Source organism: Collimonas sp. GW821-FHT02H07 (assembly GCF_059421505.1).
The window spans coordinates 75,868-97,272 of the sequence record NZ_JBWKVC010000006.1; the positions used below are offsets into that span (position 1 = coordinate 75,868).

17 protein-coding genes are annotated in these 21,405 nt (G+C 58.3%); 13 read left to right on the forward strand and 4 right to left on the reverse strand.

The window, feature by feature from the left end:
- Positions 1-16: 16 nt before the first annotated feature.
- Positions 17-2,011: a DUF3300 domain-containing protein gene (locus AC07V8_RS11365; protein ID WP_494678433.1), complete on the reverse strand. Its 1,995-nt coding sequence runs from the start codon at positions 2,009-2,011 to the stop codon at positions 17-19.
- A gap of 282 nt (positions 2,012-2,293) precedes the next feature.
- Between AC07V8_RS11365 and AC07V8_RS11370 the strand changes: the two genes are divergently transcribed.
- Positions 2,294-4,321 carry an AsmA family protein gene (locus AC07V8_RS11370; protein WP_494678432.1) on the forward strand — a complete coding sequence of 676 codons (2,028 nt, stop codon included), beginning with the start codon at positions 2,294-2,296 and terminating at the stop codon, positions 4,319-4,321.
- A gap of 175 nt (positions 4,322-4,496) precedes the next feature.
- On the opposite strand, the gene AC07V8_RS11375 is transcribed toward AC07V8_RS11370, so the two are convergent.
- The 3 genes from AC07V8_RS11375 to AC07V8_RS11385 form a co-directional block, all read right to left on the reverse strand.
- Entirely contained in the window at positions 4,497-5,798 is a 1,302-nt protein-coding gene (locus AC07V8_RS11375) for an aspartate carbamoyltransferase (protein WP_494678431.1), read from the reverse strand.
- A gap of 30 nt (positions 5,799-5,828) precedes the next feature.
- Positions 5,829-6,113: a hypothetical protein gene (locus tag AC07V8_RS11380; protein WP_494678430.1), complete on the reverse strand. Its 285-nt coding sequence runs from the start codon at positions 6,111-6,113 to the stop codon at positions 5,829-5,831.
- Between the two features lie 530 nt (positions 6,114-6,643).
- Complete coding sequence (locus tag AC07V8_RS11385; protein ID WP_494678429.1) at positions 6,644-7,531, reverse strand: LysR family transcriptional regulator; 888 nt, start codon at positions 7,529-7,531, stop codon at positions 6,644-6,646.
- Between the two features lie 151 nt (positions 7,532-7,682).
- On the opposite strand from AC07V8_RS11385, the gene AC07V8_RS11390 reads away from it, so the two are divergent.
- The 12 genes from AC07V8_RS11390 to AC07V8_RS11445 all read left to right on the forward strand — a co-directional run bounded on the left by AC07V8_RS11390 (position 7,683) and on the right by AC07V8_RS11445 (position 21,385).
- Positions 7,683-9,209: a CoA-acylating methylmalonate-semialdehyde dehydrogenase gene (locus AC07V8_RS11390; RefSeq protein ID WP_494678428.1), complete on the forward strand. Its 1,527-nt coding sequence runs from the start codon at positions 7,683-7,685 to the stop codon at positions 9,207-9,209.
- A gap of 149 nt (positions 9,210-9,358) precedes the next feature.
- Positions 9,359-10,984, forward strand: coding sequence for a GMC family oxidoreductase (locus tag AC07V8_RS11395; protein ID WP_494678427.1), 1,626 nt, complete (start codon positions 9,359-9,361; stop codon positions 10,982-10,984).
- A 201-nt stretch (positions 10,985-11,185) separates the two neighbouring features.
- A complete protein-coding gene (locus AC07V8_RS11400; protein WP_494678426.1) occupies positions 11,186-11,956 on the forward strand; it encodes an ABC transporter ATP-binding protein in 771 nt (256 codons plus the stop codon).
- Positions 11,956-12,711: an ABC transporter ATP-binding protein gene (locus tag AC07V8_RS11405; RefSeq protein WP_098494654.1), complete on the forward strand. Its 756-nt coding sequence runs from the start codon at positions 11,956-11,958 to the stop codon at positions 12,709-12,711. Before AC07V8_RS11400 ends, AC07V8_RS11405 begins: the two co-directional genes overlap by 1 nt.
- 74 nt (positions 12,712-12,785) lie before the next feature.
- Positions 12,786-13,994 carry an ABC transporter substrate-binding protein gene (locus AC07V8_RS11410; protein WP_494678504.1) on the forward strand — a complete coding sequence of 403 codons (1,209 nt, stop codon included), beginning with the start codon at positions 12,786-12,788 and terminating at the stop codon, positions 13,992-13,994.
- Between the two features lie 135 nt (positions 13,995-14,129).
- Complete coding sequence (locus tag AC07V8_RS11415; protein ID WP_098494653.1) at positions 14,130-15,014, forward strand: branched-chain amino acid ABC transporter permease; 885 nt, start codon at positions 14,130-14,132, stop codon at positions 15,012-15,014.
- A 17-nt stretch (positions 15,015-15,031) separates the two neighbouring features.
- On the forward strand, positions 15,032-16,012 hold the full coding sequence (locus tag AC07V8_RS11420) for a branched-chain amino acid ABC transporter permease (protein WP_494678425.1): 981 nt from the start codon (positions 15,032-15,034) through the stop codon (positions 16,010-16,012).
- A gap of 304 nt (positions 16,013-16,316) precedes the next feature.
- Entirely contained in the window at positions 16,317-17,090 is a 774-nt protein-coding gene (locus tag AC07V8_RS11425; protein WP_494678424.1) for a sulfite exporter TauE/SafE family protein, read from the forward strand.
- 191 nt (positions 17,091-17,281) lie between these two features.
- Positions 17,282-19,204: a tRNA uridine-5-carboxymethylaminomethyl(34) synthesis enzyme MnmG gene (gene mnmG / locus AC07V8_RS11430; protein ID WP_494678423.1), complete on the forward strand. Its 1,923-nt coding sequence runs from the start codon at positions 17,282-17,284 to the stop codon at positions 19,202-19,204.
- A gap of 68 nt (positions 19,205-19,272) precedes the next feature.
- Positions 19,273-19,932, forward strand: coding sequence for a 16S rRNA (guanine(527)-N(7))-methyltransferase RsmG (gene rsmG, locus AC07V8_RS11435; protein ID WP_494678422.1), 660 nt, complete (start codon positions 19,273-19,275; stop codon positions 19,930-19,932).
- A gap of 23 nt (positions 19,933-19,955) precedes the next feature.
- The gene (gene leuE, locus AC07V8_RS11440) at positions 19,956-20,597 is read left to right on the forward strand and encodes a leucine efflux protein LeuE (RefSeq protein ID WP_494678421.1); all 642 of its coding nucleotides are present in this window, start codon (positions 19,956-19,958) and stop codon (positions 20,595-20,597) included.
- Positions 20,598-20,614: 17 nt separating this feature from the next.
- Positions 20,615-21,385 carry a ParA family protein gene (locus AC07V8_RS11445; protein WP_098494648.1) on the forward strand — a complete coding sequence of 257 codons (771 nt, stop codon included), beginning with the start codon at positions 20,615-20,617 and terminating at the stop codon, positions 21,383-21,385.
- The last annotated feature ends 20 nt before the right edge of the window (positions 21,386-21,405 follow it).

Here is a 21,405-nt window from a genome sequence, read left to right on the forward strand (position 1 = left end):
GCGGTTTCAGACGAGCTTATTTATGGTCGTCCGCGCGCTTGTCGGGGTGCAGATTGCCGCCGTCATGATGCGCCTCGTGGTTTTGCGGCGGCGGCGCCGGATGCGGCGCCTGCATCTGTGGTTGTGGCCGCGGTTCCGGTCTTGCCATCGGTTGTGGCTGCGGCTGTGGCTGAGGACGCGGTTCTGGCCGCGCCATCGGCTGCGGCTGCGGGCGCGGTTCCGGACGGTTGAATGCCGGCGCCGGAGCAGGAGCAGGGCGGTTCATTTCCTGATGCATCTGGCCGCCGTTAGGCCGGTTCTCGAACTGCTGAGGCGGCCGGTTTTGCACGTTTTGCGGCACAGGCACAGGCTGGGGCTGCGGCTTGGCCACTTCGGCCGGCCGGTTGAAATTCGGCCGCTGCGGATTGCCGCCGAAAGGATGCTGGTTCAGGTTCACGGGCGGCCTTTCGCCCTGAGGATTTTTCGGCATGACCGGCAGGTGATTCAAGGCATTTTGCTGCAGCTGGTTAGGCATCGGCCGACCGTTCTGTGCCGGCGGCTGGCCAAAGCCGGGACGCTGTGGCACTACGCCAGGCTGAACCTGATTCGGCGCCGGATGCACGAATCCAGGCTTTGCCAGCTGGTTGGCGCTGGCGGCAGCCGACGGTCCAGCTCCTGGCGGGACCTTGCCGAAATTCGGCTGCGTCATGTGGCTGAAATCCGGCTGTCCGTGGTTCGGCCTTGGCGCCGCAGCGAACGGCGCCGCATTCGGAGCAGGACGTGCTTGCTGCGGATTGCCCTGCGGGGCGAAATTCGGTCGGGCCGCGTCCGGTCGCGCCGCGTCAGGCCGGGCCGCGTCAGGCTGCACCACGTTAGGCTGCATTACATTAGGCCGCGCCGCACTGAAATTGGCAACGCCGCCCGGCTGGCCGGCCGGACCGCCATTGGGGAAACCCTGATTGTTCGCCTGGCCCGGACCGAAATTATTCCGGGTATTGTTGTTGATAACAGTGCTGTTGTTGTAGTTGTTGGTTACGCGGTTGATGATGGTAGTGGAGCGCGACACATAGGTATTGTTGTTGTACACCACCGCCGGCCGGTGCCAGTCGCCGTGATCGCGGTCGCCATCGCCGCGCCAGTTGCCCCCGCCGCCTTCGCCGCCCCAATGCACGCCCCAGGAATTCCAGCCCCAGTGCTGATGTTCGATCAGGGCGCCGACGGCAATCCCCACGCCGAAGGTCAGCACGCCGGCGGTGACGATTTCGCCGGGCGGATAGTAGGCCGGCGGCGGTTCATAGTAGTAGCCCGGATAAACCGGCAGCGGCTCGCCGTAGACCACGCCGGGATTGTAGGCCGGCACGTAAACCACGTCCGGCTCGGCCGGCTCGATCACGATGGTTTCCGGCGGTGGCGGAATCACTTCCGGTCCTTCATAGACAAGCGGTTCGTCGGGCGGCGGCGCATAGCCGCTAGGCGGCGCTGCCTGCACCCGCGGCGCCCTGGCGATCCGCTGCTGCTTGCTGTTTTTCAGATTGCCGCTGGCGGCGGCGCGCTGGCGCATCACCTGGATCGCGTTCATGACGTCGGTCGGATCGTTGACATAAGCGTCGCCGAGCGCCGAGGTCCAGGGAATATTGTGCGCCATCTGGTCCAGCACGCTCGGAAACTGCGTCAACCCCTTGACGCTGACGTCCCATGGCTGCTGGTTGGCGGCGTCCTGCAGCTGCGTGCCTTTCAGATTCTTGTTTTGCCCCAGCCAGTTGTCGGCGGCGGTGACTTGCTCAGGATAGCTGGATGCGGCCAGCACTTGCGCCACCAGCTTGTCCGGGAACAGGGCGATCGGCCCCACCAGCTGGTAAAGCTGATCGGCGGTCGGCGGCACATATGCTGGCGCGGCTGGCGCCTGCGGCGCGACCGGCGCGGCGACGGGTGCGCCGGCGTCCGTTTTTTTGTCGCAGCCGGCGAGCGACAGCAGCGCCACGCAGACAGAAGCGCCGAGCATTAACGACACCGGCTTGTTATTGTTAGTCATTTTTTACTCCAGACAACGGGAATGGGTTGTGTTTACAAGCTAGCACGTCGATTTGCATTAGCTACAGTGGATTACAAACTCTTGCATGTCTAACAAAGTGCACACCTGGACTTGCCAATGTCACAGGTTAACGCCTGCCGCGAGCATCCCGATGACAGCCGTCGCGCCAGGTGCACAATGACGGCTGTTGCCGGAAATTTTGCATTTGTTAAAGCACCGGCGGCGGGATCGGGTGGATACTTGTCGAATTAAACTTTTCAGCGGCGCCTAGCTCACACATCTATGACTACAACCAAATTTCGTCCGGCGAGACTTTTTTTATGGTCGTTGGCGGCGCTGGCGGGGCTGATTGCCGTATGCGCGGCGTTGCTGCTTACTTTCGACTGGAACCGCGCCAAGCCCTGGCTCAACCAGCGTGTCAGCGAGGCCGCCGGCCGGCCGTTTGCGATTCGCGGCGATCTGGCGCTGACCTGGCAAAAATCGCAGGGCGACCTGGATAGCTGGCGGCGCTGGGTGCCGTGGCCGCGCCTGAGCGCCAAAGACATTGTGCTGGATAATCCGGCGTGGGCCAAAACCGGGCCGCATATGGCGGAAATCGGCCAGCTGACGTTTTCGCTGAGTCCCTTGCCCTTGCTGGCGCACCGCATCGTGCTGCCGTCGCTGGAGCTGGACGCGCCGGTGCTGGCGCTGGAACGCAAGCCGGACGGCGACAACAACTGGACCTTCACATCAAGCGGACCGTCCGCCTGGCAGCTGGAATTGCAGAAGCTGGTGCTGGCCAAAGGCACTGTGCGTTTGCTGGATCCGGTCAGCAAGCTGGATATCAAGGCGGACATCGACAGCTTGCCCGCCACCAGCGCGGAAGGCTACGGCATCGGCTGGAAAGTCAGCGGCAGTTTCAACAAGGCGGCGGTCAGCGGCGACGGCAAGGCGGGCGCCGTGCTGTCTCTGCAAAACTCCAGCACGCCCTATCCGCTGCTGGCCAACGTTCGCGTCGGCAAGACAGCGATCGGCGTGCAAGGAACGCTGACCAAGCCTAGCGATCTGGCTGCGCTTGACCTGCGCCTGAAATTGTCGGGCGCGAGCATGTCCAACCTCTATCCGCTGACCGGCATCGTGCTGCCGGCGACGCCGCCGTTTTCCACCGAGGGCCGGCTGATCGGCAAGCTCAACAGCGCCGGCGGCGACTGGATTTACGACAAGTTCAGCGGCCGCGTCGGCTCCAGCGATTTGTCCGGCACGCTGGAATATATCGCGCAAAAGCCGCGCCCCCTGTTGAAAGGCACGCTGCTGTCCAACCAGCTCCGGCTGGCAGACCTGGCGCCGCTGATCGGCGCCGACTCCAACGCCAGCAAGGCCAACCGCGGCGATGGCGTGGCCCAGCCGGGCAACAAGGTGCTGCCGGTCGAGCAGTTCGATACCAGCCGCTGGGGCAGCATCGACGCCGACGTCAAGTTCACCGGGCGCAAGATCGTGCGCGACAAGGAATTGCCGATCCAGGACCTGGTCGCCGACCTGCGCCTGAAAGACAGCGTGCTGTCGCTGACGCCCCTGAATTTCGGCGTCGCCGGCGGCAATATGGTGTCCGACATCAAGCTGGACGGCAGCGGCAAGCTGATCAAGGCGGAAATGAAAATTTCTGCGCGCCACCTGAAGATCAAGCAGCTGTTTCCGACGTTTGAATCGGCCCAGGCCAGCCTCGGCGAGATCAACGGCGACGCTTCCCTGTCGGCGGTCGGCAATTCGGTCGCCAGCCTGCTGGGCAGTTCCAATGGTGAGCTCAAGACGCTGATCAATCAGGGCACCATCAGCAAATTCCTGCTGGAGGCCGCCGGCCTGAATATCGGCAATGTGGTCATCACCAAGCTGTTTGGCGACAAGCAGGTCAAGCTGAACTGCCTGGCCAGCGACTTTGCGGTGACCAAGGGCGTGATGGACGCGCGCACCTTTGTGATGGATACCGACGACGCGGTCATCAACGTCCAGGGCCAGATCAACCTGGCGCAGGAAACGCTGGCGCTGACGGTCAAGCCGGAAAGCAAGGGCATGCGGATTTTTTCGCTCAGGTCGCCTCTGCACGTCAATGGCAGCTTCAAGAACCCGGATGTCGGCGTGGACAAGGGAATCCTGGCGCTGAAGGCTGGCGGCGCGATTGCGCTCGGCGTGCTGGCGCCGGTGGCGGCGGTGATCCCTTTGATCAATGTCACCCCGGCGCAGGAGAACGATTGCGCCGCCTTGCTGGCACGGGCGAAACAAAAACCGGTGGCGCCGCCGCCGGGAAAAATTCTCAAGCAAGGCAAGACAAAGTAAGCCGGTCGCTTCGGGGATTCTGTAGGGTGGGCACATCGTGCCCACGCGTTACCTTGATAACTGATTCGCGCGACGCGAAAAGTGGATATGCGCGTGGAGTGAATCCACGCGTGGGCACGATGTGCCCACCCTACATCTGTATAGAACTGTAGATCTACAGAGCGATTCCCCGGTTTCAATCCAGGCCGTCGAACGCTGCGTCATCCGGTCCTACGTGGTGCGGCGAGCGCCAGCTGACGTCGCGCATCGAATGCTGCACCTGGTTCTCCACTCCCAATAAAGTTGCGAAGATCGCCATCCTGACTGGAATGCCATTGTCGGTCTGGCGGAATATCGCCAGGCGCGGGTCATGATTCAGATCGGTGCTGAGATCGTTGGCGCCGGGGCGGCCATCGCGCGGCAAGGGATGCATGACGATGGTGTCGGCGCCGCAGGCAGCGTTGATCAGGGCCTGGTTGATCTGGAAATCCGGCGTATAGCCCTCGATCGCCTCGTCGGCGAAACGTTCTTTCTGGATCCGGGTGGCGTACACGATGTCCGCGCCTCGCAAACCTTGCTGCAGCGAAGTCGATTGTTCCACCACGTGGCCGGCGCGGGCGATGCGCTCCAGGATGTGGGCCGGCATCTCCAGGGTCGGCGGCGCGATCAGGGTGAACCTGAGATTGCGGTACAGTGCCAGCAGCTTGATCAGCGAATGCACCGTGCGGCCGTACTTGAGATCGCCCGCCATGACGATATGGGCGCCGTCGATCAGTTTCCCCAGCCGCGAGAATTCGCGCTGGATCGTGTACAGGTCGAGAATCGCCTGGCTGGGATGCTCTCCCGGCCCGTCGCCGCCGTTGATCACCGGGATGTTGGTGGCGCGGGCGAATTCGTCGACTGCGCCCTGTTCGGGGTGCCGCACTACCAGGGCGTCGGCATAACCGCTGATGACGCGGCTGGTGTCGTAGATCGACTCGCCCTTGGTCATGGAAGAGAAGGTAAACCCGGTAGTGTCGCAAACCGATCCCCCCAGCCGGCAAAACGCCGCGCCAAAGCTGATACGCGTGCGCGTGCTGGCTTCAAAGAACAAATTGGCTAGTACGGCACCCTCGAGGATGCGCGAGACCTTCTGGCGCCTTGCAATGGGCTGCATGATGTCGGCAACGCGGAACAGCTCTTCCAGCGAATCGCGTGAAAACTGGTCCACCGATAGCAGCTGCGGCTTGCCGTTGTAGCCGATGCGTGTGTGTAGCGGGGCATTGGGATCAGGAATATATACGCTCTGCGTAAAGCCTTGGCTGGCTACGTTTCCGCCCAGGATTTCACTGACGAATTTCGTCACAATATCCGGCATCACCCTGTATTCACCGGATGTTTCCGGCAGGAGCCAGGTATCCAATGCACGCTTCCGGATGCCGATCCGCTCCGAAAAATTTTCCCGGGTGAGGTTCAGGCGGCGCATGGCGTCGCGCAAAAAAGTCTGCTGATCGAGCATTCGCTTCTCCAAATATACGCTTTGCGTACATTAATGCTTTCGATTCAGCTTGTCTAGAAAATTTTCTGAAAGCGATGCTGCCTGTCGTTTAAGCAGCCGGGAAATGCTGGGCAAACCGGCCCGGCCTTGCTCAAAAAGCATCGAAATCAGCGTATTTTTGCGATTTTGTGGATAAGGCTGTGGATATCCTGTTTTTGAATTGTGGATATCTGAACCGGTTTTCCACAGCGGCTTTTTTATCCAAGAATTATTCTGCCGCGATACACCGATTACCAAGCCTTTATCCAAGCTGTAAGTGCTTGAATGAATAGTCAAATTTTCGGTTATCCACAGAAAAGCATGGCGTTAACTACTACTACTATTTTTATATATAAACCTTTAAATATAAAACCGAAAAGCCTTTTCTTTTGAAGTTGCTTTTAAAAAATGAATTCACAAAATAAAGCTAGAAAAGCAACTTTTCTAAAAAAACTGCTTTTCTCGAGGTCTGCTTTTAATGGAAAAGGAAGAAAAAAATCTACACGGAAGGTAGAAATAGAAAGGATGAAAATTTGCAACTGTGGATAAGTCTTTGGATAACTACAGGAATCTAATGTGCATAAACGAAGCAGCTATTCACAACCCCATTTTTATCCAAGAAATGTTCTTTCCAGATACAAGGTTTACTCAGCGCTTATCCAAGTTGCAAGTGCTTGAATGAATAGTCAAATTTATAGTTATCCACAGAAAAGCAAGGCGTTAACTACTACTACTATTCATATATATAAACCTATAAATGTAAACACGAAGAGCGGTGAAATCCAAAAAAAGGGGATTTAACCCCTTTAAAAACAGCTTTCAGAAAGTCAGTTTCTCCAAATTGTTTCCAATATGGCAAACACAGCTGCAATCACCGGTTCGTCTTTACGTTTTTCCAGGGTAATAAACGATAGTTCAGTGGATAAATTGACCGTATCGGAAATCACCAGGCCATGCGCATGCGCTTCACGCAAGGCAATTGATTCTCTGACAAGAGAAAGTCCGACGCCTGATTTCACCAGATCCAGCATTGACGGTTCCTGGTCGACAAGAGCAACTTTATTCGGCGTAACTTTATATTGTGCAAACGTTTTGCTGAGTAAACGATGGTGTGCTGATTCCGGCGGCGTCCAGATCCAGGGCAATTTCGCCAGAGCCGGCCAATCTTTTCCGGAAACCCGGCTTTTCCACCCCGACGGTGCAAGCACGCAGTAAGTAAATTGTGTCAATGTGAGCCGGTGAAAACTCTTGTTCGGCGTACCGAGGTAGTAGCCGACATCGAGATGGCCGGACTTGATTTGCTGTAAAACATCGCCTGACATGCTGTGCTGCAACTGTGTAGAAAGCTGTGGATAACTTTCCACCAGGCGTTGCAGAAAGGCGCCGAGACGGATGAATTCCGGATCGAGAATCGTGCCGATCGCGAGTTTTCCACTGAGTATTTTTGAGTTGCCTGGATGCAAACTGGCGGCTTGCTGCCGCAGTTCAGACATGACGGCAATGGCACGTTCGGCAAAAGGCAGTAACTTGATGCCTTCGTCGGTCAACGCCATGCCACTGGGGATGCGGTTGAATAATTGCAGGTTCAAGCTGGCCTGCAGCGATTTGATTTGCAGGCTGACGGCCGGCTGGGTGACATGCAGCAATTCGGCTGCACGCGTCAGATTGCCTTCACGGGCGACCGTGACGAAGGCGCGAAGTTGGATGAGATCCATGTGCTTAAATTTTCATCATGAAGGTTTGGTTATTAGCGTTTCTTATAATGTTATTGATCATAACTCATTGGATTGTTGGCATGGCACACGATATTCTGGGCAAAAAATAATACAAAACAAATTCAACCTAGCCCCAATAAAAGGAATCCTTATGACTACCTCATCAAGCGCCAGCCCTTTGATCCAGCATTACATCAACGGCAAGGTGACGGAATCGTCCAGCGGCCGCCAGCAGGATGTGTTCAATCCTGCGACCGGCGCGGTTGCTGCAAAAGTCGTGCTGGGCAGCGTGGAAGAAGTTAACGCTGCGGTAGCGGCAGCGTCGGCGGCGGCGCCGGCCTGGGCGGAGACTGCGCCGCTGAAGCGCGCGCGGGTGATGTTCAAGTTCAAGGAGTTGATGGAGCAAAATCATGAGGCGCTGGCTGCAGCGATCACGCGCGAACACGGCAAGGTGCTGTCCGACGCCAGGGGAGAAGTCACGCGCGGCCTGGAGATTGTTGAATTCGCCTGCGGCGTTCCGCAGTTGCTGAAGACGCAGTTCACCGACAATATCGGCGGCGGCATCGATAACTGGAATCTGCGCCAGCCGCTTGGCGTGACCGCCGGCATCACGCCTTTCAATTTTCCGGTGATGGTGCCGCTGTGGATGGCGCCGATGGCGATTGCGACCGGCAATACCTTCATCCTGAAACCGTCGGAACGCGATCCTTCGCCGTCGCTGATGATGGCGGAGTTGTTCAAAAAGGCCGGCTTGCCGGATGGCGTGTTCAATGTGGTGCAGGGCGACAAGCTGGCGGTGGACACCTTGCTGCAGCATCCGGATGTAAAAGCGGTGTCGTTCGTCGGTTCGACGCCGATTGCAGAATATATCTATCAGGAAGGCGCCAAGCGCAAAGGCGCGTATCCATTGCGGGTGCAGGCGCTGGGCGGCGCCAAGAACCATCTGGTGGTGATGCCGGACGCGGATCTCGACCAGGCGGTAGATGCCTTGATGGGCGCGGCTTACGGTTCTGCCGGCGAGCGTTGCATGGCGATCTCGGTAGCGGTTGCGGTGGGCAATGTCGCCGACAAGCTGATCGAAGCGTTGATCCCGCGCGTGAAGGCTTTGAAGATCAAGAACGGCATGGAAGCCGATGCCGAAATGGGTCCGGTGGTCACGGCGGTGCACAAGGAAAAAATCGAGGGCTATATCGAGAGCGGCGTGGCTGCCGGCGCTAAGCTGCTGGTCGATGGCCGCGGCTTGAAAGTGGCTGGATTGGAAAGCGGATTCTTCCTCGGCGGATCCTTGTTCGACCAGGTGACGCCCGAGATGAAGATCTATCGGGAAGAAATTTTCGGACCGGTGTTGTGCATCGTGCGCGTGCCTGATTTCGCCGCCGCGGTGAATCTGATCAACGCCCATGAATTCGGCAACGGCGTGGCCTTGTTTACGTCGGACGGCAATACTGCGCGCGAGTTTTCGCGGCGCGTCGAGGTCGGCATGGTGGGCGTCAACGTGCCGATTCCGGTGCCGATGGCATGGCATTCCTTCGGCGGCTGGAAGCGTTCGCTGTTTGGCGATACGCATGCTTACGGCGAAGAAGGATTGCGATTCTATACGCGCTACAAATCGATCATGCAACGCTGGCCGCAAACGATTTCCAAGGGTGCGGAATTCACTATGCCGGTGGCGAAATAAATGGTGTAAATAATAATTTTTAATGAATCATATAAATAATATTATTGTTTATTTTGTGGCTGCAGACGGCGATGTTTTATCGCTGCCTGCAGCCATGACGGCATGAGCGGAAAAGATTTTTGCAACGATCAAAAAATAGAAAGAGACGCATGGAATCAGCAGGCAAGTACGACTACATCATCGTCGGTGCGGGGACCGCTGGCTGCGTGCTGGCGAATCGTTTGACACAGGATAGTTCGGTCAAGGTGCTGCTGATTGAAGCGGGTGCAAAAGACGATTACATCTGGATCCATATTCCAGTCGGCTATCTGTATTGCATCAATAATCCGCGCACCGACTGGCTGTACCGGACCGAGCCGGATGCCGGCCTGAATGGCCGCAGCCTGCTGTATCCGCGGGGGAAAGTGCTGGGCGGCAGCTCCTCCATCAACGGCATGATCTACATGCGCGGCCAGGCCCGCGATTATGACGAGTGGGCGCAGCTGAGCGGCGATGAATCGTGGCGCTGGGAGCATGTGCTGCCGCTGTTCAAGAAGAGCGAGGACCACTACAACGGCGCCAGCGAATTCCACGGCGCAGGCGGCGAATGGCGGGTGGAAAAGCAGCGCCTGTCATGGAAAATTCTGGATGCATTCCGCGATGCGGCGGCGGAAACCGGTATTCCTAAAACCGATGATTTCAACCGTGGCGATAATGAAGGTTGCGGCTATTTCGACGTCAATCAAAAGCGCGGCATCCGCTGGAATGCATCCAAGGCTTTCCTGCGTTCGGCGACCGCGCGCGGCAACCTGGAGATCATGACCGGTTGCCAGGTGAAGCGCTTGCTGCTTGAGCGCGGCGAGCAGGGACTGGTCTGCAAGGGCGTGGAATTTTCCGGCGGCGGCAAGCAGTGGAGCGCCGAGGCCGGCCGCGAAACCTTGCTGAGCGCGGGTGCTGTCGGTTCGCCGCAGATCTTGCAGATGTCCGGCATCGGCCCGGCCGCATTATTGCAGCAGCATCAGATCCCTGTGCTGCAGGATATGCCGGGCGTTGGCGAGAATCTGCAAGACCATTTGCAGATCCGCATGGCGTTCAAGGTCAGCGGCGTGCAGACCCTGAATACGATGAGCAGCAGCTGGCTTGGCAAGGCGAAGATCGGCATGCAATACCTGCTGACGCAAAGCGGTCCGATGTCGATGGCGCCTTCGCAGCTGGGGGCATTCGCCAAGTCCGACGCGGCGCAAGCTAGCGCCAATCTGGAGTATCACGTGCAGCCCTTGTCGCTGGAAAAATTCGGCGATCCTCTACACGATTTTCCAGCTTTTACAGCCAGTGTCTGCAACCTGCGGCCGAGCTCGCGCGGCCATGTGCGGATTGCTTCCGGCGATGCAGAAAGCGCGCCCAGGATCACCTTGAATTACCTGGCGACGGAAGAAGACCGCAAAGTTGCGGCGGCGTCGGTGCTGCTGACCCGCAAAATCGCCGCGGCGCCGGCTTTGCGGCCCTTTGCGCCTGAGGAATTCAAGCCCGGCTTGCAGTATCGTACCGAGGAGGATCTGATCAAGGCCGCCGGCGAAGTCGGCACCACGATCTTTCATCCGGTAGGAACCTGCAAAATGGGGCGTGCGGACGACCCGCTGGCGGTAGTCGACAGCAAGTTGCGGGTCAGGGGAGTGGGGGGCTTGCGCGTGGTCGACGCCTCCGTGATGCCGACCATTACTTCCGGCAATACCAATTCGCCGACCTTGATGATCGCCGAGATGGCGGCAAAATTCATCAGGGAAAGCCGCTCCTGATCTGTGGTTTATTGTGTGTTTTAAATTATTTTGTAAGACATAGCTGATTTTCTGCTCGGTTTTTGTATAGTATTTCTACGTATTGCCCCGTCAGAGCGGCACCGGTAGTATCCGTAAAAAAATATAAGGCTGATAAGGTGATTGCCATATCATCTATCAGCGCGGGATGTTCCGAATAAAGCAACATCAATGGGAGACCAGATGACCGACATCATCTTGGAGACAAAAAACCTGACCAAGGAGTTCAGGGGGTTTACGGCCGTCAATGGCGTCAACCTGCAGGTGGAACGTGGCCATATCCATGCCTTGATCGGCCCTAACGGCGCCGGCAAGACGACCTGCTTCAATCTGCTGACCAAATTCCTGATTCCTACTTCCGGCCAGATCCTTTTCAATGGCCGCGACATCACCCCCGATGCGCCGGCCCAGATCGCGCGCCAGGGCATTATCCGTTCCTTCCAAATATCGGCAGTGTTTCCGCACCTGAGCGTGATGGAGAACGTCCGTATCGGCCTGCAGCGCACGCTCGGCACCTCCTACCACTTCTGGAAAAGCGGCAAGTCGCTGGCGCAGCTGAACCAGCGCGCCATGGAGCTGCTAGCGGAAGTCGACCTGGCCGAGTTCGCCGATACCCTCACTGTCGACCTGCCATACGGCCGCAAGCGGGCGCTGGAAATCGCCACCACGCTGGGCATGGAGCCGGAGCTGATGCTGCTGGATGAACCGACCCAGGGCATGGGCCACGAAGACGTCGATCGCGTCACGGCGCTGATCAAGAAGGTGTCTGCCGGCCGCACTATCCTGATGGTGGAGCACAACATGAATGTGGTGTCCGGCATCTGCGACAAGATCAGCGTGCTGCAGCGCGGCGCCATGCTGGCCGAAGGCCGCTATGAAGAGGTATCGAAGAATCCGCTGGTGATGGAAGCCTATATGGGCACCACCACCGACGCACTGGTGGGAGCGCATTGATGTCTGCTGTTCATTCCTCATCGCCGGCCGCAGCGCCAGCCGCGCAGGGCGCCATCGCGCTCAGTATCGAGAACCTGCAAGCCTGGTACGGCGAATCGCACATCCTGCATAACGTCAACCTGAGCGTGCACAAGGGCGAGGTGGTGACGCTGCTGGGCCGCAACGGCGCCGGCCGCACTACCACCATGCGGGCGATCATGGGCCTCACCGGCGCGCGCAAGGGCTCGATCAAGATCGGCGGCGTCGAAACCATCGCGCTGCCGACCTACAAGATCGCCCACCATGGCGTTGGTTATTGCCCCGAAGAGCGGGGCATTTTTTCGTCCCTGTCGACGGAAGAAAACCTGCTGTTGCCGCCATCCTTGTCGAGCACGGAAAAGGGCATGTCGGTGGAAGAAATCTACGACATGTTCCCCAACCTGAAAGAGCGCAGGAACAGCCAGGGCACACGCCTCTCGGGCGGCGAGCAGCAGATGCTGGCGGTGGCGCGCATCCTGCGCACAGGCGCGCGGCTGCTGCTGCTGGACGAGATTTCCGAAGGCCTGGCGCCGGTGATCGTGCAGGCGCTGGCGCGCATGATCACGACCCTGAAAGCCAAGGGGTATACGATCGTGATGGTGGAGCAGAACTTCCGTTTCGCCGCGCCTTTAGCCGATCGTTTTTATGTGATGGAGCATGGCCAGATCGTCGAGTCTTTTGCCTCATCTCAGCTGGAAGAAAAAATGCCGGTGTTGAATGCTTTGCTAGGTGTGTAGGTCTGGGTAAGGGAGGTCCTGCGTGCAGCGTGCGGGATAACTGGTCGTTCAAAAATGGAGAAGAGACAATGAATATCAAATTAAAGACCTTGGCTGTTGCAGTGGGCGGCACAATCGCTTTCGGCGCGGCGCTGCCGGCGTCGGCGCAGATTTCAGGCGACGTGGTCAAGATCGGTTTCATCACCGACATGTCGAGCGTGTATTCGGACATCGACGGTCCTGGCGGCGCGGAAGCGATCAAGATGGCGATCGCCGACATGGGCGGCAGCATCAACGGCAAGAAGATCGAACTGATAGTGGCCGACCATCAGAACAAGGCGGACATTGCCTCGAGCAAGGCGCGCGAATGGTTCGACCAGCAAGGGCTGGACATGCTGATCGGCGGCACCAACTCCGGCACCGCGCTGGCGATGGCCAAGATTGCGGCGGAAAAGAAGAAGCCTTTCTTTGAAATCGGCGCCGGCAGCACCCGCCTGACCAATGAGGAATGCACGCCGTACACCGTGCACTATGCCTACGATACCTACGCGCTGGCGCACGGCACCGGATCGCAGGTGGTGAAACAGGGCGGCAAGAGCTGGTACTTCATCACCGCCGACTATGCCTTCGGCGCATCGCTGGAAAAAGACACCACCGCGGTGGTGAAGTCTTCCGGCGGCACGGTACTGGGCTCGGTCAAGCACCCGCTCAATGCCTCTGATTTCTCTTCGTTCATGCTGCAGGCGCAATCGTCCAAGGCCCAGATCATCGGCCTGGCCAACGCCGGCGGCGACCTGATCAATGCGGTCAAGGCGGCCAATGAATTCGGCGTCACCAAGAACGCCAAGCTGGCCGGCCTGCTGGTGTTCATCAACGATATCCATTCGCTGACCTTGAAGCAGACGCAGGGCATGTACCTGACCGACAGCTGGTACTGGGATCAGAATGCCGAATCGCGCGCCTGGGCCAAGCGTTATTTTGAAAAGATGAAAAAAGAACCTTCCAGCCTGCAGGCGGGGGACTACTCGGCGGCGATGCAATACCTGACTGCGGTCAAGGCGATCGGCAGCGACGACGGCGACAAGGTCATGGCGCAGCTGCGCAAGAGCAAGTTCAGCGACATGTATGCGAAGAACGGCTATCTGCGTCCCGACGGCCGCGTGGTGCACGACATGATGCTGTACCAGGTCAAGGCGCCGGCCGATTCGAAATATCCTTGGGACTATCTGAACAAGATCGAGACCATTCCGGGCGAGCAGGCTTTCACGCAGAAAGCCGAGAGCAAGTGCGCGTTGTGGAAGTGACGGCGCGCTGATTTTTTGAGCACTGTGCCTGGCCTAGCCAGTTCTATGCGCGCGTGGATCTTTGCGGAGATCCGCGCGCCCTTGCGCTGTTTGATTGTTCTTCACTCGCACGAGTGATTTTTAGATGATATTGCCATGGAAATTTTCGGCATTCCCTTGCAAGCCTTGATGAGCCAGCTGTTGCTGGGACTGGTCAACGGCTCCTTCTATGCGATGCTGTCGCTGGGCCTGGCGGTGATCTTCGGCCTGCTCAACGTGATCAACTTCGCGCACGGCGCGCTGTACATGATGGGCGCCTTCCTGGCCTGGATCGGGCTGACCTATTTCAACCTCAACTACTGGGTGATGCTGGCCCTGGCGCCGCTGCTGGTGGGCCTGTTCGGCGTCATCATCGAGAAGACCATGCTGCGCTGGCTGTACAAGCTGGATCACCTGTACGGCTTGCTGCTGACCTTCGGCATCACCTTGATGGTGGAGGGCATCTTCCGCTCGTTCTACGGCGTTTCAGGGCAGCCGTATTCGGTGCCTGATGCGCTGAGCGGCGCCACCGACCTCGGCTTCATGGTGCTGCCGAATTACCGCGCCTGGGTGGTGCTGGCCTCGCTGACGGTGTGCTTCGCCACCTGGTTCGTGATCGAGAAGACCAAGCTTGGCGCTTACCTGCGCGCCGGCACCGAGAACCCGAAACTGGTGGAAGCGTTCGGCGTCAACGTGCCGCTGATGGTGACCCTGACCTATGGCTTCGGCGTCGCTTTGGCGGCCTTTGCCGGGGTGCTGGCGGCGCCGGTGATCCAGGTCTCGCCACTGATGGGTTCCAACCTGATTATCGTCGTCTTCGCGGTTGTGGTGATCGGCGGCATGGGCTCCATCATGGGTTCCATCGTCACCGGCCTGGCGCTGGGCGTGATCGAGGGATTGACCCGGGTGTTCTATCCGGAAGCGTCGGCCACGGTGGTGTTTATCGTGATGGCGATCGTGCTGATGATCCGGCCTGCCGGCCTGTTCGGCAAAGAGAAATGAGAGACGGAGCACTCACAATGAATAAGAAAATTGGTTACGGCTTGCTGCTGGCCGCTGCGCTGGCGGCGCCGTTCGGCATCTATCCGGTGTTCCTGATGAAGGTCATCTGCTTCGCGCTGTTCGCCTGCGCCTTCAACCTGCTGATCGGCTTTACCGGATTGTTGTCGTTTGGACATGCCGCATTCTTCGGCGGCGCCGGCTATGTGACTGGCTACGCCTTGCAAACCTTGGGCTTGCCGACCGAGCTCGGACTGCTGGCCGGCACCGTCGCCGGTGCGCTGATCGGCCTGGTGATGGGCAGCCTGGCGATCCGGCGGCAGGGGATCTACTTCACCATGATCACCCTGGCGCTGGCGCAGATGCTGTATTTCGTGTGCCTGCAGATGCATTTCACCGGCGGCGAAGATGGCTTGCAGGGCGTGCCGCGCGGCCATTTGCTGGGCTTCATCGACCTCGGCAACGACCTCACCTTGTACTACGTGGTGCTGGCGATTGCGGTGGCCGGCTTCGCGCTGATCATGCGCACCGTCAGTTCTCCCTTCGGCCAGGTGCTGAAAGCGATCAAGGAAAACGAGCCGCGCGCCATTTCCCTGGGCTATGACGTCAGCCGCTACAAGCTGCTGGCCTTTGTGTTGTCGGCGGCATTGTCGGGCCTGGCCGGTTCCACCAAGACCCTGGTGCTGGGTTTTGAAACGCTGACCGATGTCCACTGGACCATGTCCGGACTGGTGGTGCTGATGACGTTGGTGGGCGGCCTGGGCACCATCATCGGGCCGATTGTCGGTGCGGTCATCATCATCATGCTGGAAAACAAGCTGGGCGATATCGGCAACTGGCTGGCCGGGGTGACGCATATCGAATGGTTTAGCGGACTGGGCGAATCGGTGACGATCGTCACCGGTTTCATCTTCGTCGTGTGCGTGCTGGCTTTCCGGCGCGGGATAGTCGGCGAGATTTCCGCGGCATTGGACAGGCGATCATCGTCCGGCAACGGTTGATTCTTATTGTTTAGTTTGCAGGTAGCGAACAGCCCGTACATAGCTTGTTTTGTGCGGGTTTTTCTTTGGGCAGCCGGCTTGATCCATTTGCCTAAATAATAGGCAGTCGATATCTTGTACGGCATGTTGCTTGTCTGAACTCATCTTGGCATGCCATGCGAGATGACGGAATTACTTGGATAGCTATGATGAAATAACATAGCCGTCGGGTAAGCCGGTGCAGCCGATGAGACGTAGAATTGCCTGTCTTTATTCCACCGGGCCATGTCCTCTGGCTGCTTTCCAATTTTTGCTTGTACATCCCATGCCTGAATTATTCCCTGATTTTCTTATCCTGGCGCTCGCCAGTTTCCTTGCCGGTTTGATTGATGCGGTAGTCGGAGGAGGGGGGCTGATCCAGATTCCCGCCTTGTTTGCGATGCTGCCGAATGCCGCACCTGCAACCATATTCGGCACCAACAAGTTGGCGGGTATCTTCGGTACTGGCGCCGCCGCCGCGAATTTTGCGCGGCGGGTGAAGATAGCTTGGAACTCCGCATTGCCGGCGGCGGGCGCAGCATTCCTGTTCGCTTTCCTTGGTGCTTATACGGTTACCCACATCCCGACCGAAGCGATCCGCAAGTCTTTGCCGTTTATCCTGCTGGCGGTCGCTATCTACACGGTGAAGAAGAAAGATTTCGGCAGCATTCACGCACCGCTGCATACAGGTTCCAAAGAAAAGCTGCTGGCGATGCTGATTGGCGGCGGTATCGGATTTTATGACGGTGTTTTCGGCCCTGGTACAGGTAGCTTCCTGATTTTCCTGTTTGTGCGATTTTTCGGCTTCGATTTCCTGGCGGCCTCTGCTGTGTCCAAGGTCATCAATGTTGCAACTAACCTGGCGGCCTTGCTGTGGTTTGGATACAGCGGACATATCATCTGGCAGCTTGGATTGATTATGGCTATCTGTAATGTGGGCGGTTCTTTGGTAGGCACCAGATTGGCGCTGAAACATGGAAGTGGTTTTGTCCGGAAGTTGTTCTTATTCGTGGTGTCGGTGTTGATTCTAAAAACTGGCTACGATGCTTTCCTAAAGTAAGACTGGGAATTTCTAATAAAGCGGCGATTGTTCCACGTGAAACAATCGCCGCTTTTGTTTTTACCGCGCAATATTCAAATGTTCCACGTGAAACATCTGTTGTATGTCCGGCATACGAATGTATGGCAGGGCTGCATGCTTTATAATCACCCCTCTGCTCACCGTTATTCATCGTCTCCAAGAGGCGCACTATGCTTTTTCCTACACATTTTGATGTAATTGTCGTTGGCGGCGGTCATGCCGGCACCGAAGCCGCGCTGGCGTCCGCCCGCATGGGCCAAAAAACGCTATTGTTGACACACAATATCGAGACACTGGGCCAGATGTCGTGTAACCCATCGATTGGTGGGATAGGCAAGGGCCATCTTGTGAAAGAAGTCGATGCCATGGGCGGTGCGATGGCAATCGCCACCGATGAAGCCGGTATCCAGTTCCGTATCCTGAATTCTTCCAAAGGTCCGGCGGTAAGGGCGACCCGGGCGCAAGCCGATCGTATCCTGTACAAGCAAGCCATCCGCTCGCGCCTGGAAAACCAGGAAAACCTTTGGCTGTTCCAGCAGGCTGTGGATGATCTGCTGGTGGAAGGCGACCGTGTGGTCGGCGCCGTGACCCAGGTCGGCATCCGGTTCCGCAGCCGGGCAGTGGTGCTGACCGCCGGTACTTTCCTGGACGGGAAGATCCACGTCGGGCTCAACAATTATTCCGCCGGCCGTGCCGGCGATCCGCCTGCGATTTCCCTGTCGGCGCGCCTGAAAGAATTGAAGCTGCCGCAAGGGCGTCTCAAGACCGGAACGCCGCCGCGCATCGACGGCCGCACCATTGACTTTTCAGTGATGGAGCAGCAACCGGGCGATCTCGATCCGGTGCCGGTGTTTTCGGTCATGGGCAATGCCGCCATGCATCCGCAGCAACTGTCATGCTGGATCACCCATACCAACCAGCAAACGCACGACATCATCCGTGCCGGTCTGGACCGCAGCCCGATGTACACCGGCGTCATCGAAGGAGTAGGGCCGCGTTACTGCCCGTCGATCGAAGACAAGATCCATCGTTTCGCCGGCAAGGATTCGCACCAGATCTTCCTGGAGCCGGAAGGCCTGACCACCAACGAGTTTTATCCCAATGGCATTTCGACAAGCCTGCCGTTCGACGTGCAGCTGGCGCTGGTGCACTCGATGCGGGGCCTGGAGAATGCGCACATCCTGCGTCCCGGCTACGCCATCGAATACGATTACTTCGATCCGCGCGGCCTGAAGGCTTCGCTGGAAACCAAGCAGATCCAGGGCTTGTACTTCGCCGGCCAGATCAACGGCACCACCGGTTACGAAGAAGCTGCTGCGCAGGGCATGCTGGCAGGCTTGAACGCTGCCTTGCAGACGCAGGAGCGCGATGCCTGGACGCCGCGTCGCGACGAAGCCTATCTGGGTGTGCTGGTCGATGACCTGATTACCCAGGGTGTGCAGGAACCGTATCGCATGTTCACCAGCCGCGCCGAATACCGCCTGAGCCTGCGCGAAGACAATGCCGACCTGCGCCTGACCGAAATCGGCCGCCAGCTTGGCTGTGTCGGCGATGTCCAATGGGCGCAGTTCGAGAAGAAGCGCGAAGCGGTCGCCGTCGAGATGGAGCGCCTGCGTTCCACGTGGGTAAATCCGCGCCTCGTCGCCGACGCCGAAGCCGAGCGCCTGCTGGGCAAGTCCATGGAGCGCGAATATGCGCTGGCCGACCTGCTGCGCCGGCCAAATGTTACTTATGATCAATTAATGACGCTGAAAGGCGTTGATGGCCAGGATCTTGGCGGTCCGGGCGTGCAGGACGACAGCGTCCGGGAACAGGTCGAAATCCAGGTCAAGTACGCCGGCTATATCGACCGCCAGGCGCGCGAAGTCGAGCGCCACGAGCACAACGAAAATCTGAAGCTGCCGGCCGACCTTGACTACATGGAAGTGCAAGCCCTGTCGATCGAAGTGCGTCAGAAGCTCAACCTGCACCGGCCGGAAACCTTCGGCCAGGCCTCGCGCATTTCCGGCGTCACGCCGGCGGCCTTGTCGCTGCTGCTGGTGCATCTGAAAAAAGGCATGAAGCGCCTGAATGCAGACGACCAGGCAGCCTGATAAAAACCGCATTGCATGAAAAACAACGACTGCCCAGGTAATTGCCGGGATAATCAAGGAGTGGCAGCATGAGTTCAACGCAGACCGCGTCGCTGGAAGCGAGCCTGCAGCAGGGTGCACAAACATTGGGCATTACGCTGGATCAGCAGCAGCAGCAGCAATTGCTGGCCTATCTGAATTTGCTGGCGAAATGGAACAAGGTCTATAACCTGACCTCGATCCGCGAACCGGCGCAGATGATGACCCATCATCTGCTGGATTCGCTGGCGGTGGTGCCGGCTTTTGCCGCGGCCGAAAATGTGCTGGATGTCGGCGCCGGCGGTGGTTTGCCGGGAATGATCCTGGCGATCTGGGCCGGCAAGGCCAAGCCGGCGATGCGGGTGTCGATGATCGACACCGTGCACAAGAAAACGGCATTCCTGACCCAGGTCAAAGCAGAATTGGGGCTGAACAACGTCAGCGTCCATACGGCCAGGGTAGAGCAACTGCAGGTAGCGCAGAAGTTCGACGTGATTACCTCGCGCGCTTTTGCTGAATTGGCCGATTTTATCAACTGGTCGGCGCATTTGCTGACAGATGACGGCCAATTCATCGCGCTCAAGGGCATCAAGCCGGATGAGGAAATCGCCCGCTTGCCGGCCGGCTGGCAAGTAACGGAAATCAGGCCGTTGGCGGTGCCGGGGCTGGATGCGGAACGGCATCTGATTTTTATCAAACGCAGCAAGTAACAACTGGAACGGATTTAATTGATATGAGCGCCTTTTTTCACATCCTCGGCATTACCGACGTCTGGCAGCTGATTGCAGCCACCGTGGTGTTTCTGGTCCTGCCCGGAGCAGGAACCTTTTGCATCCTGACCTGCGCCGGCAAGGCCGGCCTGCGCGGCGGCTTTGCCTCCGTGCTCGGCGTCATGCTGGGCGACGCGGTGCTGATGTTCCTGGCGGCAATCGGCGTGGCGGCATTGCTGACGGCCAACCCCTTGGTGTTCAAGGGCGTGCAGTATCTGGGCGCGGCCTACCTGGCTTTCCTCGGCTGCAAATTGCTGTTTGCCAGGCAGAAGGGCGGCGCCGGCACCGACAGCGATAGCGGCTTTGTCAGCGGCGGCAATTTCACCCGTGGTTTCCTGGTGACGCTGGTCAATCCGAAATCGATCATCTTTTACATGGCGTTCTTCCCCTTGTTCATCGATCCGGCGGCGCATCGCGGCAGCCTGACTTTCCTGGCCATGGCTGCAATCATTTCCAGTTGCACATTGATTTACGGTAGTCTGCTGGTACTGCTCGGGAATACTGCCGCCAAGCGCCTGGGACAAAATCGCCGTATCGCCGCATTCGCCTCCAGGGCCGCAGGGATGTTCCTGATCGGCTTTGGCATCAAGTTAACAACCAATTAAGACGACCAGACCACTACATGGCAAAAATATTTTGTGTCGCCAATCAAAAGGGCGGAGTCGGTAAAACCACCACCGCCGTGAACCTGGCCGCCGGCCTTGCGCAACTGAATCAGCGCGTACTGCTGGCCGATCTCGACCCGCAAGGCAACGCCACCATGGGCGCCGGGATCAACAAGGGCACATTGACGGCCTCGATTTATGAAGTGTTGCTGGGCATGTCGGATATCAAGTCGGTGCGCAAGACTTCGGAAACCGGCGGCTTCGATGTCTTGCCGGCGAATCGCGAACTGGCCGGCGCCGAAGTGGAAATGGTCGAGCTGGAGAATCGCGAGAAGCGCCTGAAGGATGCCTTCGCCACGGTTGCCGAGGAATACGACTTCATCCTGATCGACTGTCCGCCGGCCTTGTCGATGCTGACCCTGAACGGCCTGTGCGCGGCCAACGGCGTCATCATCCCGATGCAATGCGAGTACTACGCGCTGGAAGGCCTGTCGGACCTGGTCAACACCATCAAGAAGGTGCACGCCAACCTGAATCCCGACTTGAAGATCATCGGCCTGCTGCGCGTCATGTTCGATCCACGCATGACGCTATCGCAACAAGTGTCGGAAGAACTGGAAAAGCATTTTGGCGACAAGGTGTTCAAGACGGTGATCCCGCGCAACGTGCGGCTGGCGGAAGCGCCGTCGTACGGCATGCCGGGCGTGAGTTTCGATGCGGCTTCCAAGGGTGCGCAGGCGTATATCGCCTTTGGCGCCGAGATGGTGGAACGCATCAAGAGCATGTAGTTAGTTACAGCCAGTACATA